Origin of the sequence: Streptomyces sp. NPDC088707 (genome assembly GCF_044752725.1) — a bacterium.
Taxonomy (GTDB): Bacteria; Actinomycetota; Actinomycetes; order Streptomycetales; family Streptomycetaceae; genus Streptomyces.
This window is the reverse complement of record NZ_JBIVLV010000007.1, coordinates 295,019-312,891: the sequence shown is the minus strand read 5'-3', so window position 1 is coordinate 312,891 and position 17,873 is coordinate 295,019. Positions and strand designations below refer to the sequence as shown.

Here is a 17,873-nt window from a genome sequence, read left to right as displayed (position 1 = left end):
TTACTGGCCAGGGCACCACGCGGAGAGAGCCTGTGGACAACCACGTCCTGTCGGATGCCCCGACCGCGCGCTAGAGTCCCGCCCACAAGAACGTTACCGATGGGTAAGGGGTGCGTGGACATGCGGCTCGGCATCAACCTCGGCTACTGGGGTGCGGGCATGGACGGCGACAACCTCGCCGTCGCCCAGGAGGCGGACCGCCTCGGCTACGACGTCTGCTGGGCCGCCGAGGCCTACGGCTCCGACGCGCCCACCGTGCTCGCCTGGGTCGCGGCGAAGACGGAGCGGATCGACGTCGGCTCCGCGATCATGCAGATCCCGGCCCGGCAGCCCGCGATGACGGCCATGACCGCCGCCACCCTCGACTCGCTCACCGGCGGCCGCTTCCGCCTCGGCCTCGGCGTCTCCGGCCCGCAGGTCTCCGAGGGCTGGTACGGCGTGAAGTTCGACAAGCCGCTGGCCAGGACCCGCGAGTACGTCGAGATCGTTCGCAAGGCGATGACCCGGGAACGCCTCAGCTACGAGGGAGAGCACTGGACCCTGCCGCTCCCCGGCGGCCCCGGCAAGCCGATCAAGCTCACCGTGCACCCGGAGCGCGAGCACATCCCGCTCTACATCGCCGCGATCGGCCCCAGGAACCTGGAGCAGACCGGCGAGATCGCCGACGGCGCCCTGCTGATCTTCCCCTCCGCCGCCCACCTGGAGGAGACGGCGCTCCGGCACATCCGCGCGGGCCGCGAGAAGGCCGGCCTGACGATGGACGGCTTCGACGTCTGTCCCACCGTGCCGCTCGCCCTGGGGGACGACGTCGACGCCCTCGCCGACGTGTTCCGTCCCTACACCGCGCTGTACGTGGGCGGCATGGGCAGCCGCAAGCAGAACTTCTACAACCAGCTCGCACAGCGCATGGGCTACGAGAAGGAGGCCGCCGAGATCCAGGACAAGTACCTGGCCGGCGACAAGGCGGGTGCCGCCGCGGCCGTACCGCAGAGCCTGATCGACCAGACCTCGCTGCTCGGCTCCGTCGAGCGCATCGCCGAGCGGATGACGGCCTACGCGGAGGCCGGCGTCACCACCCTCACCCTCGCCCCGGCCGGCTTCACCCTGGACGAGCGGGTGGCGGCCCTGCGGGCGGGCGTCGAGGCGATGGAGCGAGCCGGACTGGCGTGACCCCGAGGGGGCGCCGTCCGGAAGGGGTTCTGCGGCCGTGGTGGGGGCTCGGGGGTCTTCCCCGCCACGGCCGTCACGCTGCACAACGGCTTCGCGGGGCCCTCGGTTACGCCCTCGGGACTCACTCTTTCGGCCGAGCCGTCCGGCCCTCCTGTTGCCCCTCGCCGCGTACCGCACTTGACTCGTTGTCCCGGGGGCCGGACGGAGTGCGGACATGCGCACGGAGGTGGCGGCGATGCTCACGGCCAAGGGTCTGTTCCAGGAAATCATCGACAACGACGAGTCCTTCGCGCTCTTCTGCTCGATCGCGGCGAGCGGAGAGTCCCAGGGCGGCTGGGAGAACGCCCGGATCGCGGCGCTCGTCGCCCCCGGGATGAGGGATCTCACCCCCAAGATCACCCGGCACGGCGCCGACGAGGACAAGCACGGCCGGATCTTCAACGCCCTGATGAAGAAGCGAGGCCTCGAACCCGTCCCGGTGCCGCCCGACACGGACTACACGATGCTGCTCGAACAGCGCGGCATCGGCCTCGCGCACGACAAGCTGCGCCGTGACGAACCGCTGAGCGAGCAGGACGTCATCGTCTACCTCGCCCACAGCCGGGTCACCGAGCAGCGGGCGGCCGACCAGATGGACATGCTGGTCACGTACTTCGGTGACCATCCCGAACTCGGCAAGGCCATCCACATGATCGACAACGACGAGGCGAACCACCTCGCCTACTGCCACGAGGAACTGCTGCGCCTCGCGCGCGCGGGCCACGGCCGGCTCATCCAGCGGACCCTGCGCGAGTCCGCCCTCGTCGAGATCCAGGTCTACCGCGACGTCAGCCTCGCCGTGATGGGGCACATGGGGCGGATCCTGCACTGGCCCAAGCCCAAGGCGGCCGTTCTCGCCGCCGGCATCCGCGGGATGTACGCGTACGAGCGCGCCGCGGGCTGGCACCGGATGGTCAGCCTGCGGATGCCCGAACGGCTCGACGCGCTCGGCGGGCCCGCGACCCCCGCCCCCGCCTTCTGACCCGCCCCCGCCTGCTGCCCCGGACCGGCGTTCCGACCCGCTCCGGGGCGGCCGCCGGCCCGCCTCCCGCGGGCCCGCGGCTCACATCCAGCCGCGCCGCTTGAACATCCGGTACAGGGTGACGACGATGCCGGCCATCGCCACGAGCACCACCGGGTACGACCCCACCCAGCGCAGCTCCGGCATGTGGTCGAAGTTCATGCCGTAGACGCCCGCGACCATCGTGGGGACGGCGGCCATCGCCGCCCACGCCGAGATCTTCCGCATGTCGTCGTTCTGCCGCACCCCCATCTGCGCGAGATGGGCCGACAGCACGTCCGAGAGGAGCCGGTCGAGCCCCTCCACCTGCTCGTTGGCCCGCAGCAGATGGTCGTTGACGTCCCGGAAGAAGGGCTGCGACCGCTCGTTCACGAAGGGCACCGAACCGCTCGTGAGCCGGGACATCGGCCCGGCGAGCGGCCCGCTCGCCCGGCGGAACTCCAGGACCTGCCGCTTCGCCGTGTAGATCCGCTCCGCCGTGTTCGCGGGATTGCCGCCGGTGGGCGCGAAGACGTCCGCCTCCAGCTCCTCGAGGTCCACCTGGAGCTCGCCCGCCACGTCGAGGTAGTGGTCCACGATCGCGTCGCTCACCGCGTACAGCACCGCCGTCGGCCCGTGCTTCAGGACCTCCGGATCGGCTTCGAGCCGCCGACGGACCTGCGCGAGCGGAGCGCCCTCGCCGTGCCGGACGGTCACCACGAAGGAGTCGCCCATGAACACCATCAGCTCGCCCGAGGAGACCCGGTCGCTCTCCGGCTCGTAGTCGACCGGCTTGAGGACCGCGAACAGCGAGTCGTCGTAGACCTCCAGCTTGGGACGCTGGTGGGCCTTGAGGGCGTCCTCGACGGCCAGCGGGTGCAGCGCGAACTCCGAGGCGACATGGTCGAATTCCGCCTCCGTGGGTTCATGGAGCCCCACCCACAGAAAGGCGTCCCCTGCGGCCCGCGCCTCGTCGAGCGCGTCGGAGAGGTCGGCGGGGCCGTCCGTACGGCGCCCGTCCCGGTAGATGGCTGAGTCCACGATCACGCGGCGTATTCTCCCTCGAACGGCCTCGCGACGCACGCGTGGATCCGCCCGGAGGCTCCCGGCCCCAGGGGGCCGGACCCGCCGGACACCTCCGGGCACCGCCTAGGCTGGCCGCCATGGCCACGCTGATCCTCGTCCGGCACGGACGCTCCACCGCCAACACCTCCGGGGTCCTCGCCGGGCGCACCCCCGGGATCTCCCTCGACGAGCGGGGCGCCGCGCAGGCCGCCGCGCTCCCCGGACGCCTGGCGCAGGTCCCGCTCGCCGCCGTCGTCTCCAGCCCCCTCCAGCGCTGCCGGGAGACCGTACGGCCGCTCCTGGACGCCCGCCCGGACCTCCCGCTGCACGTCGAGGACCGGATCAGCGAGTGCGACTACGGCGACTGGTCCGGCCGGAAGCTTGCCGAGCTCAACGACGAACCCCTGATGGAGGTCGTCCAGGCGCACGCCTCCACGGCGGCCTTCCCCGGCGGCGAGTCCATGCGCGCGATGCAGGTCCGCGCCGTCGACGCCGTGCGGGACTGGAACGCGCGGATCGAGGCCGAGCACGGCGAGGACGCCGCCTACGTCATGTGCTCCCACGGCGACATCGTCAAGTCGATCGTGGCGGACGCGCTCGGCCTGCACCTCGACCTCTTCCAGCGCATCCACGTCGACCCGTGCTCGGTCACCGTCATCCGCTACACGCGCCTGCGTCCCTTCCTCGTCCGCCTCGGTGACACCGGGGACTTCGCCGGCTTCGCCCCGCGCGAGAACCCCGACAGCAGCGGGACCGCTGAGGTCGGGGGCGGTGCGGGCGCACCGTGATCCCCTCGCGCAGTAGGGTGGACGCGCCGCCGTAGTACGACTGTCGAGACGCAAGGGAGCCGGGAAACGTGTCCCGTCAGGTGTTCCTCTACGACCCACCGGAGCGTTTCGTGGCCGGTACCGTCGGGCTGCCTGGCCGCCGTACGTTCTTCCTCCAGGCGTCCGCCGCCGGCCGGGTCACCAGTGTCGCCCTGGAGAAGACACAGGTCGCCGCGCTCGCCGAGCGCATGGACGAACTCCTCGACGAGGTCGTCCGCCGCACCGGGGGCAACGCCCCGGTCCCCGCCGTCGCGCCCGCCGAGGTCGCCGACACCGCCCCCCTCGACGTACCCGTCGAGGAGGAGTTCAGGGTCGGCACCATGGCGCTCGCCTGGGACGGCGAGGAGCAGCGCATGATCGTCGAGGCGCAGGCGCTCGTCGAACTCGACGTGGAGTCCGAGGAGGACCTCGCCGAGGCCGAGGAGCGGCTGCTCCAGGACGAGGAGAACGGCCCGCCGATGCTCCGGGTCCGCCTCAGCGGCGCCCAGGCCCGCGCCTTCGCGAAGCGGGCCCTGGACGTCGTCAACGCCGGCCGTCCGCCGTGCCCGCTGTGCAGCCTGCCGCTCGACCCCGAGGGCCACGTCTGCCCGCGCCAGAACGGATACCGCCGCGGAGCATGAGCAGCAGCCCCCCGACGCCGCCCGACGCCGAGCTGCTCGCCCACGGTGAGCTGACCGTGCGCGGCCAGGTCCGCGAGGCCTCCAACGCCGTGCTCTACTGCTCCGTCGCCTACGAGGGACGCGAGGCGGCCTGCGTCTACAAGCCGGTCGCCGGGGAGCAGCCGCTGTGGGACTTCCCCGACGGCACGCTCGCCCAGCGCGAGGTCGCCGCGTACGAGATCTCGGAGGCCACCGGCTGGGGCCTGGTCCCGCCCACCGTGCTCCGCGACGGTCCGTACGGGGAGGGCATGGTCCAGTTGTGGATCGAGGCCGATCCGGGGGCGCGTCTGCTCGCCCTGACCGAGGACGACGAGGCGGGCGAGGGCTGGAAGGCCGTCGGTCCCGCCCAGGTCGACGAGGACCGCACCGCGCTCCTCGTCCACGCGGACACCCCCGACCTGCGGCGGCTCGCCGTCCTGGACGCGGTTATCAACAACGGCGACCGGAAGGGCGGGCACCTGCTGCCCGCCCCCGGCGGACACCTCTACGGCATCGACCACGGGGTGACCTTCCACGTCGACGACAAGCTGCGCACCCTTCTGTGGGGCTGGGCGGGCGAGGAGCTGCCCGCGGAGGCGGCCGGGGTGCTCGACACCCTCGGCCGCTGCCTGGCCGCGGGAGAGCCGCTCGCCGCCCGTCTGGCCGAACTGCTCACGGATGCCGAGGTGGCGGCCGTACGCGCCCGCGTGGAGGCGCTGCGGAGCACGGGGCGGCACCCGCAGCCCTCGGGGCAGTGGCCGGCGATCCCCTGGCCGCCCGTCTGAGGGACCGAAAGGTTTCGGCCATCCCTGCGCACGGCCTCTCGGGGCCGTGCACCCCTGGGGGGTATGCATGCAGGCCTCCGACCCGCAAGAGTGCCTAATAGGTCAAGATCCCGGATCCGGTTCGTATCCGGAACACCTGTCCGGTTACGCTCGGGTCATGCATGCCTGGCCCGCTTCTGAGGTCCCCGCCCTTCCCGGCAAGGGCCGCGACCTCCGGATCCACGACACCGCGACCGGTGGACGAGTGACCCTCGCCCCCGGCCCCGTCGCCCGTATCTACGTCTGCGGCATCACGCCGTACGACGCGACCCACATGGGTCACGCGGCGACCTACAACGCGTTCGACCTCGTTCAGCGCGTGTGGCTCGACACCAAGCGGCAGGTGCACTACGTCCAGAACGTCACGGACGTGGACGACCCGCTCCTGGAGCGCGCGATCCGCGACGGCATCGACTGGGTCGGCCTCGCCGAGCGGGAGACCGCCCTCTTCCGCGAGGACATGACCGCCCTGCGGATGCTGCCCCCGCAGCACTACATCGGCGCGGTCGAGGCCATACCCGGCATCGTCCCGCTCGTCGAGCGCCTCCGGGACTCCGGGGCCGCCTACGAGCTCGAGGGGGACATCTACTTCTCCGTCGACGCCGACCCGCACTTCGGGCAGGTCTCGAACTACACCACCGAGCTGATGCGTCACCTCTCCGCCGAGCGCGGCGGGGACCCGGACCGTCCGGGCAAGAAGAACCCGCTCGACCCGATGCTCTGGATGGCCGCCCGTGAGGGCGAGCCGAGCTGGGACGGCGCGAGCCTCGGCGCCGGCCGCCCCGGCTGGCACATCGAGTGCGTCGCCATCGCCCTCGACCACCTCGGCATGGGCTTCGACGTGCAGGGCGGCGGCTCCGACCTGATCTTCCCGCACCACGAGATGGGCGCCTCCCACGCCCAGACCCTCACCGGCGAGTTCCCCATGGCGAAGGCGTACGTCCACGCCGGCATGGTCGCCCTCGACGGCGAGAAGATGTCCAAGTCCCGGGGCAACCTGGTCTTCGTCTCGAAGCTCCGCCGTGACGGCGTCGACCCGGCCGCCATCCGGCTCGCGCTGCTCTCCCACCGCTACCGCGAGGACTGGGAGTGGACCGACCGGGTCCTTGAGGACGCGGTGGAGCGCCTCGGCCGGTGGCGCGCCGCCGTGTCGCGCCCCGACGGCCCGTCCGCCGACGCGCTCGTCGAGGAGCTCCGCGAGGCCCTCTCCGACGACCTCGACACGCCGACCGCACTCGCCGCGGTCGACCGCTGGGCCGCGCTCCAGACGGCCGAGGGCGGCACCGACGACTCCGCTCCCGGTCTCGTCTCCCGTGCCGTCGACGCACTGCTCGGTGTGGCCCTGTAACGAGCAGGACCGCACAACGCCCTTTCAGGCAACCGCCCTGGGACTTCTCGCCGAAGTCCGAGGGCGGTTCCGTTTTGTCCTGGCGGCGATGCTTGATATTGCGCTAAAGAAGCTCCATGCAATCATCATCGCGCATGAAAGTTGCACTAGCCGGAGCCGTCCTCGGGCTCCTCGCGGCCTTCGCGGGACCCGGCACCACCGCGTCGGCCCTCCCCACCGACAGCATCGACAAGGCCGACACCACGGCACAGGAGCCCGCCACCACGGTCGGCGACCTCACCGGGTTCGCCGCCGCCGGATCCGTCTACCGGCTGACCGCCGGTCAGGCCCAGGCCCGGGTCAGCTTCGTCACCGCCGACACCTTCCGCATCGAACTCGCCCCCGACGGCACGTTCACCGACCCCACCGGCAGCGACATCACGCTGCCCCAGGGCCCGCCCCCGGCCACCCGCTGGCGCGACCTGGGCGACCGCTACGAACTGAGCAGCGCCCAGGTGACCCTGCGCGCCTACAAGTCACCGCTCCGCTTCGCCGCCCTGCGCGCCGACGGCACCCCGCTCTGGAGCGAGTCCCGCGGCCTCAGCTGGACCGCCGACCGCACCACCCAGACCCTCGCCCGCGGCGCCACCGAGCAGTTCTACGGCGCCGGCATGCAGAACGGCCGCGGCAACACCTCCCACCGCGACAAGACCGTCGAGGTCGGCGTCGACTACAACTGGAACGACGGCGGCCACCCCAACTCCGTCCCGTTCTACCTCTCCTCCGCCGGATACGGCGTCTACCGCAACACCTACGCGCCGAACACCTACGCCTTCACCGAACCCGTCACCACCAGCGCCCAGGAACGGCGCTTCGACGCCTACTACTTCGCCGGCACCGGCGGTGACGCCGCCAAGGACGTCATCGGCCAGTACACCCGGCTCACCGGCAAGCCCTTCCTGCCGCCCGTGTACGGCCTGGAGATCGGCGACGCCGACTGCTACCTCCACAACGCCAACCGGGGCGAGCGCCGCACCCTCGACGCCCTGAAGGTCGCCGACGGCTACGTCGAGAACGACATGCCGAACGGCTGGATGCTCGTCAACGACGGCTACGGCTGCGGCTACGAGAACCTCGCCGAGGCCTCCGCAGGACTCGGCGAGCGCGGCATGAAGCTCGGCCTCTGGACCGAGGACGGCATCGACACGCTCGAAGAGCAGGTCAAGGCCGGCCAGCGGGTCGCCAAGCTCGACGTCGCCTGGGTCGGCGAGGGCTACAAGTTCGCCCTCGACGGCTGCAAGGACGCCCACGCCGGCATCGAGGCCCACAGCGACGCCCGCGGCTTCACCTGGGCCCCCGAGAGCTGGTCCGGCGCCCAGCGCTGCGGCGTCCAGTGGTCCGGAGACCAGTCCGGCAGCTGGGAGTACATCCGCTGGCAGATCCCCACCTACGCGGGCGCGTCCATGTCCGGACTCGCCTACACCACCGGTGACGTCGACGGCATCTTCGGCGGCAGCGCCAAGACCTACACCCGCGACCTGCAGTGGAAGACCTTCCTCCCGGTCACCATGACCATGGACGGCTGGGCCGCCAGCGACAAGCAGCCCTTCCGCTACGGCGAGCCCTACACCAGCGTCAACCGCGCCTCCCTCAAGCTCCACGAGGCCCTCCTCCCGTACATCTACAGCCACGCCCACCAGGCCACGAAGACCGGCATCGGCCTCGCCCGGCCGCTCGCCCTGGAGTACCCGGACGACCCCAGGGCCGCCACCGAGGCGGCGAAGTACGAGTTCCTCAGCGGTGAGGACTTCCTGGTCGCCCCCGTCTACCAGGACGCCGTGGAGCGCGACGGCATCTACCTCCCCAAGGGCACCTGGATCGACTACTGGAGCGGCCGCACCTACGAAGGCCCCGTCACCGTCGACGACTACAGCGCCCCGCTCGACACCCTGCCCCTCTTCGTACGGGCCGGGGCGACCGTCCCGATGTGGCCCGGCGACATCCGCTCGTACACGGACCGCGCCCCCGGCGACCCGATCGCCTGGGACATCTACCCGAAGGGCACCTCCTCCTTCGAGCTGTACGAGGACGACGGCGTCACCCGCGAACACCGCACCGGCCGGTACGCCACCCAGCGCGCCGAGGTCCGCGCCCCGCAGCGCGGCGCCGGCGACGTCACCGTCCGCATCGGAGCGAGCAAGGGCACGTACACCGGAAAGGCGAACGCCCGGCCGTACGCCTTCACGGTCCACACCGGCGACGCCCCCGGCACCGTCCGGCTCGACGGGCGCAAGCTGCCCGCCCTCACCTCCCGCGCCGCCTTCGACGCGGCGTCCCAGGGCTGGTGGTACGACCGCGACGAGCGCGGGGGAGTGGTCCGGGTCAAGACGGCCGCCCTCTCCACCGCCCGCGACTTCGAGCTGCGGCTGACCGACACCAGCGCGGTGGGGGGCGCCGTACCGGGCGCCCCCGCCACCCTCGCCGTCCCCACGGCGCAGGAGCTCGGTGCCGGAGCGCCCGGCACCGTCGCCGTGGACGTCACCGCCGGCACCCGGGACGCCACCGACGTACGGGTCTCCCTGGCCGCCCCGGCCGGCTGGCAGGTCACCCCGGCCGCGCCGGTCGACCGCGTCCCGGCCGGCACCACCCGCCGGGTCGAGGTCACCGTCACCCCCGCCCCGGACGCCAAGCCCGGCGAGGCCACCCTCACCGCCACCGCCGGGCACCGCGCCGCCGGCACCGACCGCACCGCCACCCAGCGGTTCGCGGTCGGCGTGATGCCCCCGCCGCCCACCGGCGACGCCTGGGCCAGCGACCTCGTCTGGCTGCGCTCCACCAACGGCTGGGGCCCGCCCGAACGCGACCGTTCCAACGGCGAGTCCGGCGCCGCCGACGGCCGGACCCTCACCCTGGCCGGCACGACCTACGCGAAGGGCATCGGCGCCCACGCCGACTCCGACGTCGAGGTCTACCTCGGCGGCCGCTGCACCACCTTCACCGCCGACGTCGGCATCGACGACGAGATCAACGGCTACGGCGACGTGGCCTTCTCCGTCGAGGCCGACGGCAGGGTCCTGTGGACCTCGCCCCGGCTCACCGGCGCCTCCGCCACCCTGCCCGTGAACGTCGACGTGACCGGGGCACGGCACGTCCGGCTGCGGATCACGGACACCAACGGGTCCAAGAGCGGCGACCACGGGGACTGGGCGGCGGCCCGGTTCGGCTGCGCCTGACGCATGATCTGATCCACGGCCGACACGACGACGGGAGGGGCGCCCCCGGGCACCCCTCCCGTTCCGTTCCGTCCCGACTCCCCGGCGGAGGCGGCTACGTGCCGGACTCGCCGTCCGTGTCGCCGTCCACGCCGCGATCCGTGTCCCCGTCCGCGCGGCGGTCCGTGCCGCTGTCCAGGTCCGCGGCGGTGTCCGGGCCCGTACGCGTGACCGTGTCCGGCGCCGTGTCCCCGTCCGGCGAACCGTCGGCGGACCCCTCCGGCACCTCGGGAGCGTCCGGCTCCTCCGGTGCCGCGGCCCCCTCGGCGGCCTCCGCGCCCGGGACCGCCTCCGGTCCCGGCTGCTCCGGCTTCGGAGGACGCGTACGGCCGCTGCCGGTGTCCCGGAGGAACGGCGTGTCGCCGCCCTCCATCGCCACTCCGGGGCCGCCGGGCCCCGCGCCCGGCTCCCGCCGCCGCAGATACCGCTCGAACTCGCGGGCGATCGCCTCGCCCGAGGCCTCCGGCAGCTCCGCCGTGTCCCGGGCCTCCTCAAGGGTCTGCACGTACTCGGCGACCTCGCTGTCCTCGGCGGCCAGCTGGTCCACGCCCACCTGCCAGGCCCGGGCGTCCTCGGGCAGCTCTCCCAGCGGGATGCGCAGCCCGATCAGGTCCTCGAGGCGGTTGAGGAGGGCCAGGGTCGCCTTCGGGTTCGGCGGCTGCGACACGTAGTGCGGCACCGCGGCCCACAGGCTCACCGCCGGCACGCCCGCGTGGGTGCACGCCTCCTGGAGGATGCCCACGATGCCCGTCGGGCCCTCGTACCGGGTCTCCTCCAGGTCCATCGTGCGCGCCAGGTCCGGGTCGGAGGTCACGCCGCTGACCGGGACCGGCCGGGTGTGCGGGGTGTCCCCGAGCAGCGCGCCCAGGATCACGACCATCTCCACGCCCAGCTCGTGGGCGAAGGCGAGGATCTCGTTGCAGAAGGAGCGCCAGCGCATCGACGGCTCGATCCCGCGTACCAGCACCAGGTCACGGGGTTTCTCGCCGCCGACCCGGACCACGGAGAGCCGGGTCGTCGGCCAGGTGATCTTCCGGACGCCGTTCTCCAGGAAGACCGTGGGCCGGTTGACCTGGAAGTCGTAGTAGTCCTCGGCGTCGAGTGCCGCGAAGACCTCGCCCTTCCATTCCCGGTCCAGATGGGCGACCGCGGTGGAGGCGGCGTCGCCGGCGTCGTTCCAGCCTTCGAACGCGGCCACCATGACCGGGTCGATCAGCTCGGGTACCCCCTCGAGCTCGATCACCCAGCGCCTCCTTTTCGAAGTTCCTGTCGTACGGACCAACCTTACGGCTTTCTCCAGGTCCGTCCGCAGCCCCCGGACATCCCCGAAAACCCGTGCGGCCTTGATCGACTACCCAGGAACTCGCCTCCGCACACGGCGGTCTCACTCCTCCCAGAGCGTGCTCGGCGCCTCCCTCCGGACCACCGGCGCGATCTCCTCGGCGAAGCGCTGCAGCGTCTCGATCTGCTCGGCCGTCGACTGGCCGAAGGTGTCGACCGTGACGGACTGCAGGTCGTGCCCGTAGTGGGCGTGGTAGCCGAGGATCTTGTCGATGATCTGCTGCGGGGAGCCGATCAGCTGGGGGCCGTCCGCGACGGCGTCCTCGATCGTGCGGAACGGGGTGTTGTAACCGGCCTTGCCCTCCAGATGCGGCTTGAAGCTCTGCCGTACCTTCGCCTCGTACAGGCCCTTGTAGCGGTCGATCGCCTCCTCGGTGGTGTCGGCGATGAGCAGGCCGCCGGAACCGGCCGCCACGCGCGCGTGCGCCGGGTCGTGCCCGTACTCCTCGAACTTCTCCCGGTAGTGGGCGATGAGCCGCGCGTACGCCTCGCGGGGCTGGATCGCGTTGGCGGTGAAGAGCGGATCGCCGTGCTTCGCCGCGAGTTCGGGGGAGTTGAGGCTGGTGGCCGAGCCGTGCCAGATCCGGGGCGGTCCCGCGTACGGGCGCGGCACCGTGGTGACGTTCTTCAGCGAGGGCCGGAACTCGCCCTCCCAGTCGACGCCCTCCTCCGTCCACAGCCGCCGGAGCAGCTCGTACTTCTCCTTCTGGAGGTCCCACTGCCGCTCCTCGTCCAGGCCGAAGAGGTCGAAGTGGCCGGCTTCCGCGCCCTTGCCGACGACGAGTTCGATCCGGCCGCGGGAGAGCTGGTCGAGGGTGGCGTAGTCCTCGGCGACCCGGACCGGGTCGAGGATCGCGACGACGGTGACACCGGTGAGCAGCCTGATCCGGGTGGTGCGGGCGGCGAGCGCGGCGAGCAGCACGGTGGGGGCGGAGGAGAGGAACGGGCCGGCGTGCCGCTCGCCGACGGCGTACGCGTCGAAGCCGAGCCGTTCGGCCGTCTCGCCGAGCGTGACGACCTGCTCCAACCGGTCGGCGGCGGACAGGAGTTCGCCGGTGAGCGGGTGCGGGGAGTGGTGGACGATCGAGAGCACCTGGAATTTCATGCGCTCCACTCTGCGCGCCGAGTGTTGCGGCGGTGTGGACGGCGTGTGGCACGCCTCAGGGGCGGCCCCCCTGAGAGGAACCGCCCCTGCGCTCACGGGAGTTGGATCCCGGCGCTACTTGTCCAGCATCTTCTCGACGTCCGCGCGGATCTCGTCCGTCGCGAGGCCGCGGATGGTCAGGGTCGTACGGCGGCGCAGTACGTCGTCGGCCGTCTCGGCCCACTCGTGATCGCGGGCGTAGGCGACCTGCGCCCAGATCTCCGGCGCGTCCGGGTGTATGCGCCGCGCCAGCTCCGGGTTCTCGTTCGCCATGCGGGCGATGTCGAAGGAGAGCGAGCCGTAGTGCGTCGCCAGGTGCTTGGCGGTGTCGGCGGCCATGCGCGGGCCGGGTGCCGGACCGTCGACGAGCAGCCGGTGCGCGACCGCGTTCGGGTTGGCGATGCCGGGCAGCGGCAGTCGCTTCGGAAGCGTCGACACCGACTCGTAGTCCTCGCCCAGCGGGTGGCCGGGGAGCTGCTCCAGCTTCTTCATCACCGTACGGCCGATGTGGCGGAAGGTCGTCCACTTGCCGCCGGCCACCGACAGCATGCCGCCGCGGCCCTCGGTGACGACCGTCTCGCGCTTGGCCTTCGAGGTGTCGCCGGGACCGCCCGGGAGCACCCGGAGACCGGCGAAGGCGTAGGTGATCAGATCGCGCGAGAGCTGCTGGTCGCGGATGGAGAAGGCGGCCTCGTCCAGGATCTGGGCGGTGTCCTTCTCGGTGACCTCGACCTGGCCGGGGTCACCCTCGTACTCCTCGTCGGTGGTGCCGAGGAGCAGCATGTCCTCCCAGGGGAGGGCGAAGGTGATGCGGTACTTGTCGATCGGGGTGGCCAGGGCGGCCTTCCACGGCGAGGTCCGCTTGAGGACCAGGTGCGCGCCCTTGGAGAGGCGGATGGAGGGGGCCGCGTTCGGGTCCTCCATCCTGCGCAGGTGGTCGACCCACGGGCCGGTGGCGTTGAGCACGAGACGGGCGGTGACGCCGAACTCGTCGCCGCTGGTGCGGTCCTTGAGCTCGGCGCCGGTGACCCGGCCCTTGGTGAAGCGCAGCCCGGTGACCTCGGCGTGGTTGAGGACGGTGGCGCCGGCGTCGACCGCGGCGCGGACCGTCATCAGCGCCATGCGGGCGTCGTTCATCTGGTCGTCGCCGTAGACGGCCACGGCCTTGAGGTTGTCGGTGCGCAGCTCCGGCACGTCCTGCGCGGCCTTGGCGGGGGAGAGCAGGTGCCCGACGCCGTCACCGAACGCCGAGAGGGCGCTGTAGGCGAAGACACCGGCACCCAGCTTGGCCGCGCCGTGCGGGCCGCCCTTGTAGACGGGCAGGTAGAAGGTGAGGGGGTTGGCGAGGTGCGGTGCCACCTGGCGGGAGACCGCACGCCGCTCGAAGTGGTTCTCCGCGACCAGCTTCACCGCGCCGGTCTGCAGGTAGCGCAGACCGCCGTGGAGCAGCTTCGAGGAGGCGGAGGAGGTGGCGCCGGCGAAGTCGCCGGCGTCCACCAGGGCCACCCGCAGGCCCGACTGCGCGGCGTGCCAGGCGGTGGAGATGCCCAGGATGCCGCCGCCGATCACCAGGAGGTCGTACGTCGCCTTGGAAAGCTGGTCCCGGGTCTCGGCGCGGCTCGGGAGGGAGCCGGACGCCGGGTGCGTCCCAAGGGCGGGGACGCTCTGCAGGGTGGTCATGTCGAATTACTCCTCGGAGGCGTCATCGAGCCAGCCCATGGAACGTTCCACGGCCTTGAGCCAGCTCTTGTACTCGCGGTCACGCCTGTCGGCGTCCATGCGGGGGGTCCATTCCGCCGCCCGGCGCCAGTTGGCGCGCAGCGCGTCGGTGTCCGGCCAGAAGCCGACGGCCAGGCCGGCGGCGTAGGCGGCGCCGAGGCAGGTGGTCTCGGCGACCATTGGGCGCACGACGGGCGCGTCCAGGAAGTCCGAGAGGGTCTGCATCAGCAGGTTGTTGGAGGTCATGCCGCCGTCGACCTTGAGCGCGGTCAGCTCGACGCCGGAGTCCTTCGTCATGGCGTCGGTGATCTCGCGGGTCTGCCAGGCGGTGGCCTCCAGGACGGCGCGGGCGATGTGCGCCTTGGTGACGTACCGGGTGAGGCCGGCGATCACACCGCGGGCGTCGGAGCGCCAGTACGGGGCGAACAGGCCGGAGAAGGCCGGCACGAAGTAGGCGCCGCCGTTGTCCTCGACCGAGGACGCGAGGGTCTCGATCTCGGCGGCGGACTTGATGAGGCCCATCTGGTCGCGCATCCACTGCACCAGCGAACCGGTGACGGCGATCGAGCCCTCCAGGGCGTAGACCGGCTTCTGGTCGCCGATCTGGTAGCCGACCGTGGTCAGCAGGCCGCTGTAGGAGTTGATGATCTTGTCACCGGTGTTCATCAGCATGAAGGTGCCGGTGCCGTACGTGGACTTCGCCTCGCCCTCGGCGAAACAGGTCTGGCCGAAGAGGGCGGCCTGCTGGTCGCCGAGCGCGGAGGCGACCGGGACGCCGGCGAGGGCGCCGTCCTTGACGTGGCCGTAGACCTCGGCGGAGGAGCGGATCTCGGGGAGGACGTTGAGGGGGACCCCCATCGACTCCGCGATCTTCTCGTCCCAGGCCAGGGTGTGCAGGTTCATCAGCATGGTGCGCGAGGCGTTGGTGACGTCGGTGACGTGCACGCCGCCGTCGGTGCCGCCCGTGAGGTTCCAGATGACCCACGAGTCCATGGTGCCGAAGAGGATGTCGCCGGCCTCGGCGCGTTCGCGCAGCCCCTCGACGTTGTCGAGCATCCAGCGGATCTTCGGGCCGGCGAAGTAGCTCGCCAGCGGCAGGCCGGTCTCGCGGCGGAAGCGGTCCTGGCCGACGTTGCGGCCGAGCTCCTTGCAGAGGGCGTCGGTGCGGGTGTCCTGCCAGACGAGGGCGTTGTGGACGGGCTCGCCGGTGTTCTTGTCCCAGAGCAGCGTGGTCTCGCGCTGGTTGGTGATGCCGATGGCCTTGACGTCGGCGGCGGCGATGCCGCCCTTCGTCAGGGCGCCGGCGACGACCTCCTGGACGTTGGTCCAGATCTCGGCGGCGTCGTGCTCGACCCAGCCCGGCTTCGGGAAGATCTGCTCGTGCTCCTTCTGGTCGACCGAGACGATCCGGCCGTCCTTGTCGAACACGATGCAGCGGGAGGAGGTGGTGCCCTGGTCGATGGCCGCGATGAACGGGCCGGAGGTGTGTGCGTCGGTCACGGTTGGCTCCAAGGGAGGTCTGGAAGAAGGACGGCTCAGGCGAACGCGATGTTGTAGATACCCGCGGCGATGGCTCCACCGATCAGCGGACCGGCGACCGGGATCCAGGCGTAGCTCCAGTCGGAGCCGCCCTTGTGCTTCAGCGGGAGCAGGGCGTGCACGATGCGCGGGCCGAGGTCACGGGCCGGGTTGATCGCGTAGCCGGTCGGGCCGCCGAGCGAGAGGCCGATGGAGACCACGACGAACGCGGTGATCAGGGCGCCTATGACGCCGAGACCCTTGCCGCTGTCGTTGAGGCCCTGCGTGAGCACGGCCAGGACGAGCACGACGGTGCCGATGATCTCGGTGGCCAGGTTCTGCCAGGTGTTCCGGATCTCGGGGCCGGTGGAGAAGATGCCGAGCACCGGGCCGGGGCCCTCGATCGGCTTCTGGCCCGAGGCCTCGGGGTCGTCGAGGTGCGCCTGGAACTGGCCGTAGTAGGCCACCCAGACCAGCGCCGCGCCGATCATGGCGCCGAGCATCTGGCCCGCGATGTATACGGGGACGTTGCCCCAGTCGCCGTCCTTGATCGCGATGCCGACCGTGACGGCGGGGTTCAGATGGGCGCCCGAGAGGGAAGCCGTCATGTAGACGGCCGTCATGACGGCGAAGCCCCACCCGAAGGTGATCGCGAGCCAACCCGCGTTGCGGGCCTTGGAGCCCTTGAGCGTGACAGCGGCGCACACGCCGCCGCCGAGCAGAATCAGAACGGCGGTACCGATGGTCTCGCCGAGGAAGATGTCGGAGCTGGACACCCGCGACTCCTTTGTCCTTCGTCCAGGGGAACGGCGGACTCCGGGTCCCTCCGGAGGTCCGCACCCTCGTGTGAGGGCTGTTTCCGGCCCTTGGCACTGCCACACCTTAGCGCGTATTGCCGTTAGGTGTTCGGCATTGCCGACCGATGAACGGAAGTTTTGCCCCCGGGTTAACAGCACGTCAAGGCCCCGGGAAGCGAAAGACCCGCCGATAACGCGATCGTTACCGGCGGGTTCACTCAGCTCGGGGGGCGCGGTGGCGCAGGGTCAGAAGCGCCCGGCCCCCAGGTCCCGCGAGACCGCGCGGGCGCAGTCGCGTACCGCCGCGACGAGTTCGGGACGCAGCTCCCCGGCCGGGCACAGCCGCTCCACGGCGCCCGTCACCGCCACCGCGCCCACCGGCATCCGCCGCCGGTCGTGGATCGGCGCCGCCACCGAGGCGACCCCCTCCCAGGTCTCCTCCACATCCGCCGCCCAGCCCTTGGCCCGCGTCATGTCGAGCAGCGACTCGAACTCCCCGAGCTCGGTGGTCGTACGGGGCGTGAACGGCTTCCGCTCGACCTCCAGGACCTCGCTGTGCGCCACCGGGTCGTACGCCGAGAGGACCTTGCCCAGCGCCGTGGAGTGCAGCGGCTGCATGGCCCCCACCTCCAGGACCTGGCGGCTGTCGTCCGGCCGGAAGACGTGGTGCACGATCAGGACGCCCTGCTGGTGCAGCACCCCCAGGTGCACGCTCTCGCCGCTGGACCGCGCCAGGTCGTCCGTCCAGACCAGCGCCCGCGCGCGCAGCTCGTGCACGTCGAGGTAGCTGTTGCCGAGCCGCAGCAGCTCCGCGCCGAGCTGGTACCGGCCCGAGGCCGCCTCCTGCTCCACGAAGCCCTCCGCCTGGAGCGTGCGCAGGATGCCGTGGGCGGTGCCCTTGGCGAGTCCCAGCGAGGACGCGATGTCGGACAGGCCCAGCCGGCGCTCGCCGCCCGCGAGCAGTCGCAGCATGGCCGCCGCCCGTTCAAGCGACTGGATGTTCTTCGCCATCGCCCGACCCCTTCTCCCTCTCACGCTGTTCGACAATGCTGAACACTATCGGTCGATGCCGACCTTGCAGAACACATGACAGTGTCAGTCAAGAACGGTCAGAACCGGGAGTCCCCGCACACAGGATGCCGTCCGCCCCGCGAGACGCCGTGTCCACCCTGGCCGGAGCGCGGTTACGCTG

Annotated in this window: 14 protein-coding genes; 7 read left to right on the top strand and 7 right to left on the bottom strand. The window is 71.6% G+C overall.

Annotated features, from left to right (window positions below):
• Nucleotides 1-120 precede the first annotated feature (120 nt).
• Both ACIP84_RS22835 and ACIP84_RS22830 read left to right on the top strand, forming a co-directional pair.
• Complete coding sequence (locus tag ACIP84_RS22835) at nt 121-1,170, top strand: LLM class F420-dependent oxidoreductase (protein ID WP_319318855.1); 1,050 nt, start codon at nt 121-123, stop codon at nt 1,168-1,170.
• A 235-nt stretch (nt 1,171-1,405) separates the two neighbouring features.
• A complete protein-coding gene (locus ACIP84_RS22830) occupies nt 1,406-2,191 on the top strand; it encodes a ferritin-like domain-containing protein (RefSeq protein ID WP_355959493.1) in 786 nt (261 codons plus the stop codon).
• Between the two features lie 81 nt (nt 2,192-2,272).
• Here the strand turns inward: ACIP84_RS22830 and ACIP84_RS22825 are convergent, their stop codons facing one another.
• The gene (locus ACIP84_RS22825; RefSeq protein ID WP_401800033.1) at nt 2,273-3,265 is read right to left on the bottom strand and encodes a magnesium and cobalt transport protein CorA; all 993 of its coding nucleotides are present in this window, start codon (nt 3,263-3,265) and stop codon (nt 2,273-2,275) included.
• A gap of 107 nt (nt 3,266-3,372) precedes the next feature.
• Here ACIP84_RS22825 and ACIP84_RS22820 point away from each other — a divergent pair, with 107 nt between their 5' ends.
• The 5 genes from ACIP84_RS22820 (at nt 3,373) to ACIP84_RS22800 (ending at nt 10,123) form a co-directional block, all read left to right on the top strand.
• The gene (locus tag ACIP84_RS22820; RefSeq protein WP_401799764.1) at nt 3,373-4,062 is read left to right on the top strand and encodes a histidine phosphatase family protein; all 690 of its coding nucleotides are present in this window, start codon (nt 3,373-3,375) and stop codon (nt 4,060-4,062) included.
• 68 nt (nt 4,063-4,130) lie between these two features.
• A complete protein-coding gene (locus tag ACIP84_RS22815) occupies nt 4,131-4,721 on the top strand; it encodes a DUF3090 domain-containing protein (RefSeq protein WP_030315944.1) in 591 nt (196 codons plus the stop codon).
• On the top strand, nt 4,718-5,524 hold the full coding sequence (locus tag ACIP84_RS22810) for an SCO1664 family protein (RefSeq protein WP_401799762.1): 807 nt from the start codon (nt 4,718-4,720) through the stop codon (nt 5,522-5,524). The genes ACIP84_RS22815 and ACIP84_RS22810 overlap by 4 nt, the downstream gene beginning before the upstream one ends.
• 157 nt (nt 5,525-5,681) lie before the next feature.
• Nucleotides 5,682-6,911: a cysteine--1-D-myo-inosityl 2-amino-2-deoxy-alpha-D-glucopyranoside ligase gene (mshC, locus tag ACIP84_RS22805; RefSeq protein WP_355959285.1), complete on the top strand. Its 1,230-nt coding sequence runs from the start codon at nt 5,682-5,684 to the stop codon at nt 6,909-6,911.
• 116 nt (nt 6,912-7,027) lie between these two features.
• Entirely contained in the window at nt 7,028-10,123 is a 3,096-nt protein-coding gene (locus tag ACIP84_RS22800; protein ID WP_401799759.1) for an NPCBM/NEW2 domain-containing protein, read from the top strand.
• Nucleotides 10,124-10,217: 94 nt separating this feature from the next.
• On the opposite strand, the gene ACIP84_RS22795 is transcribed toward ACIP84_RS22800, so the two are convergent.
• The 6 genes from ACIP84_RS22795 to ACIP84_RS22770 form a co-directional block, all read right to left on the bottom strand.
• Entirely contained in the window at nt 10,218-11,405 is a 1,188-nt protein-coding gene (locus ACIP84_RS22795) for a PAC2 family protein (protein ID WP_401799757.1), read from the bottom strand.
• Nucleotides 11,406-11,546: 141 nt separating this feature from the next.
• Nucleotides 11,547-12,608, bottom strand: coding sequence for an LLM class flavin-dependent oxidoreductase (locus tag ACIP84_RS22790; RefSeq protein ID WP_401799754.1), 1,062 nt, complete (start codon nt 12,606-12,608; stop codon nt 11,547-11,549).
• 114 nt (nt 12,609-12,722) lie between these two features.
• On the bottom strand, nt 12,723-14,327 hold the full coding sequence (locus ACIP84_RS22785; protein ID WP_355969088.1) for a glycerol-3-phosphate dehydrogenase/oxidase: 1,605 nt from the start codon (nt 14,325-14,327) through the stop codon (nt 12,723-12,725).
• Between the two features lie 6 nt (nt 14,328-14,333).
• A complete protein-coding gene (gene glpK, locus ACIP84_RS22780; protein ID WP_355969090.1) occupies nt 14,334-15,866 on the bottom strand; it encodes a glycerol kinase GlpK in 1,533 nt (510 codons plus the stop codon).
• A gap of 35 nt (nt 15,867-15,901) precedes the next feature.
• The gene (locus ACIP84_RS22775) at nt 15,902-16,660 is read right to left on the bottom strand and encodes an MIP/aquaporin family protein (RefSeq protein WP_209493956.1); all 759 of its coding nucleotides are present in this window, start codon (nt 16,658-16,660) and stop codon (nt 15,902-15,904) included.
• A gap of 267 nt (nt 16,661-16,927) precedes the next feature.
• Complete coding sequence (locus ACIP84_RS22770) at nt 16,928-17,692, bottom strand: IclR family transcriptional regulator (RefSeq protein ID WP_355969094.1); 765 nt, start codon at nt 17,690-17,692, stop codon at nt 16,928-16,930.
• Nucleotides 17,693-17,873: the final 181 nt, after the last annotated feature.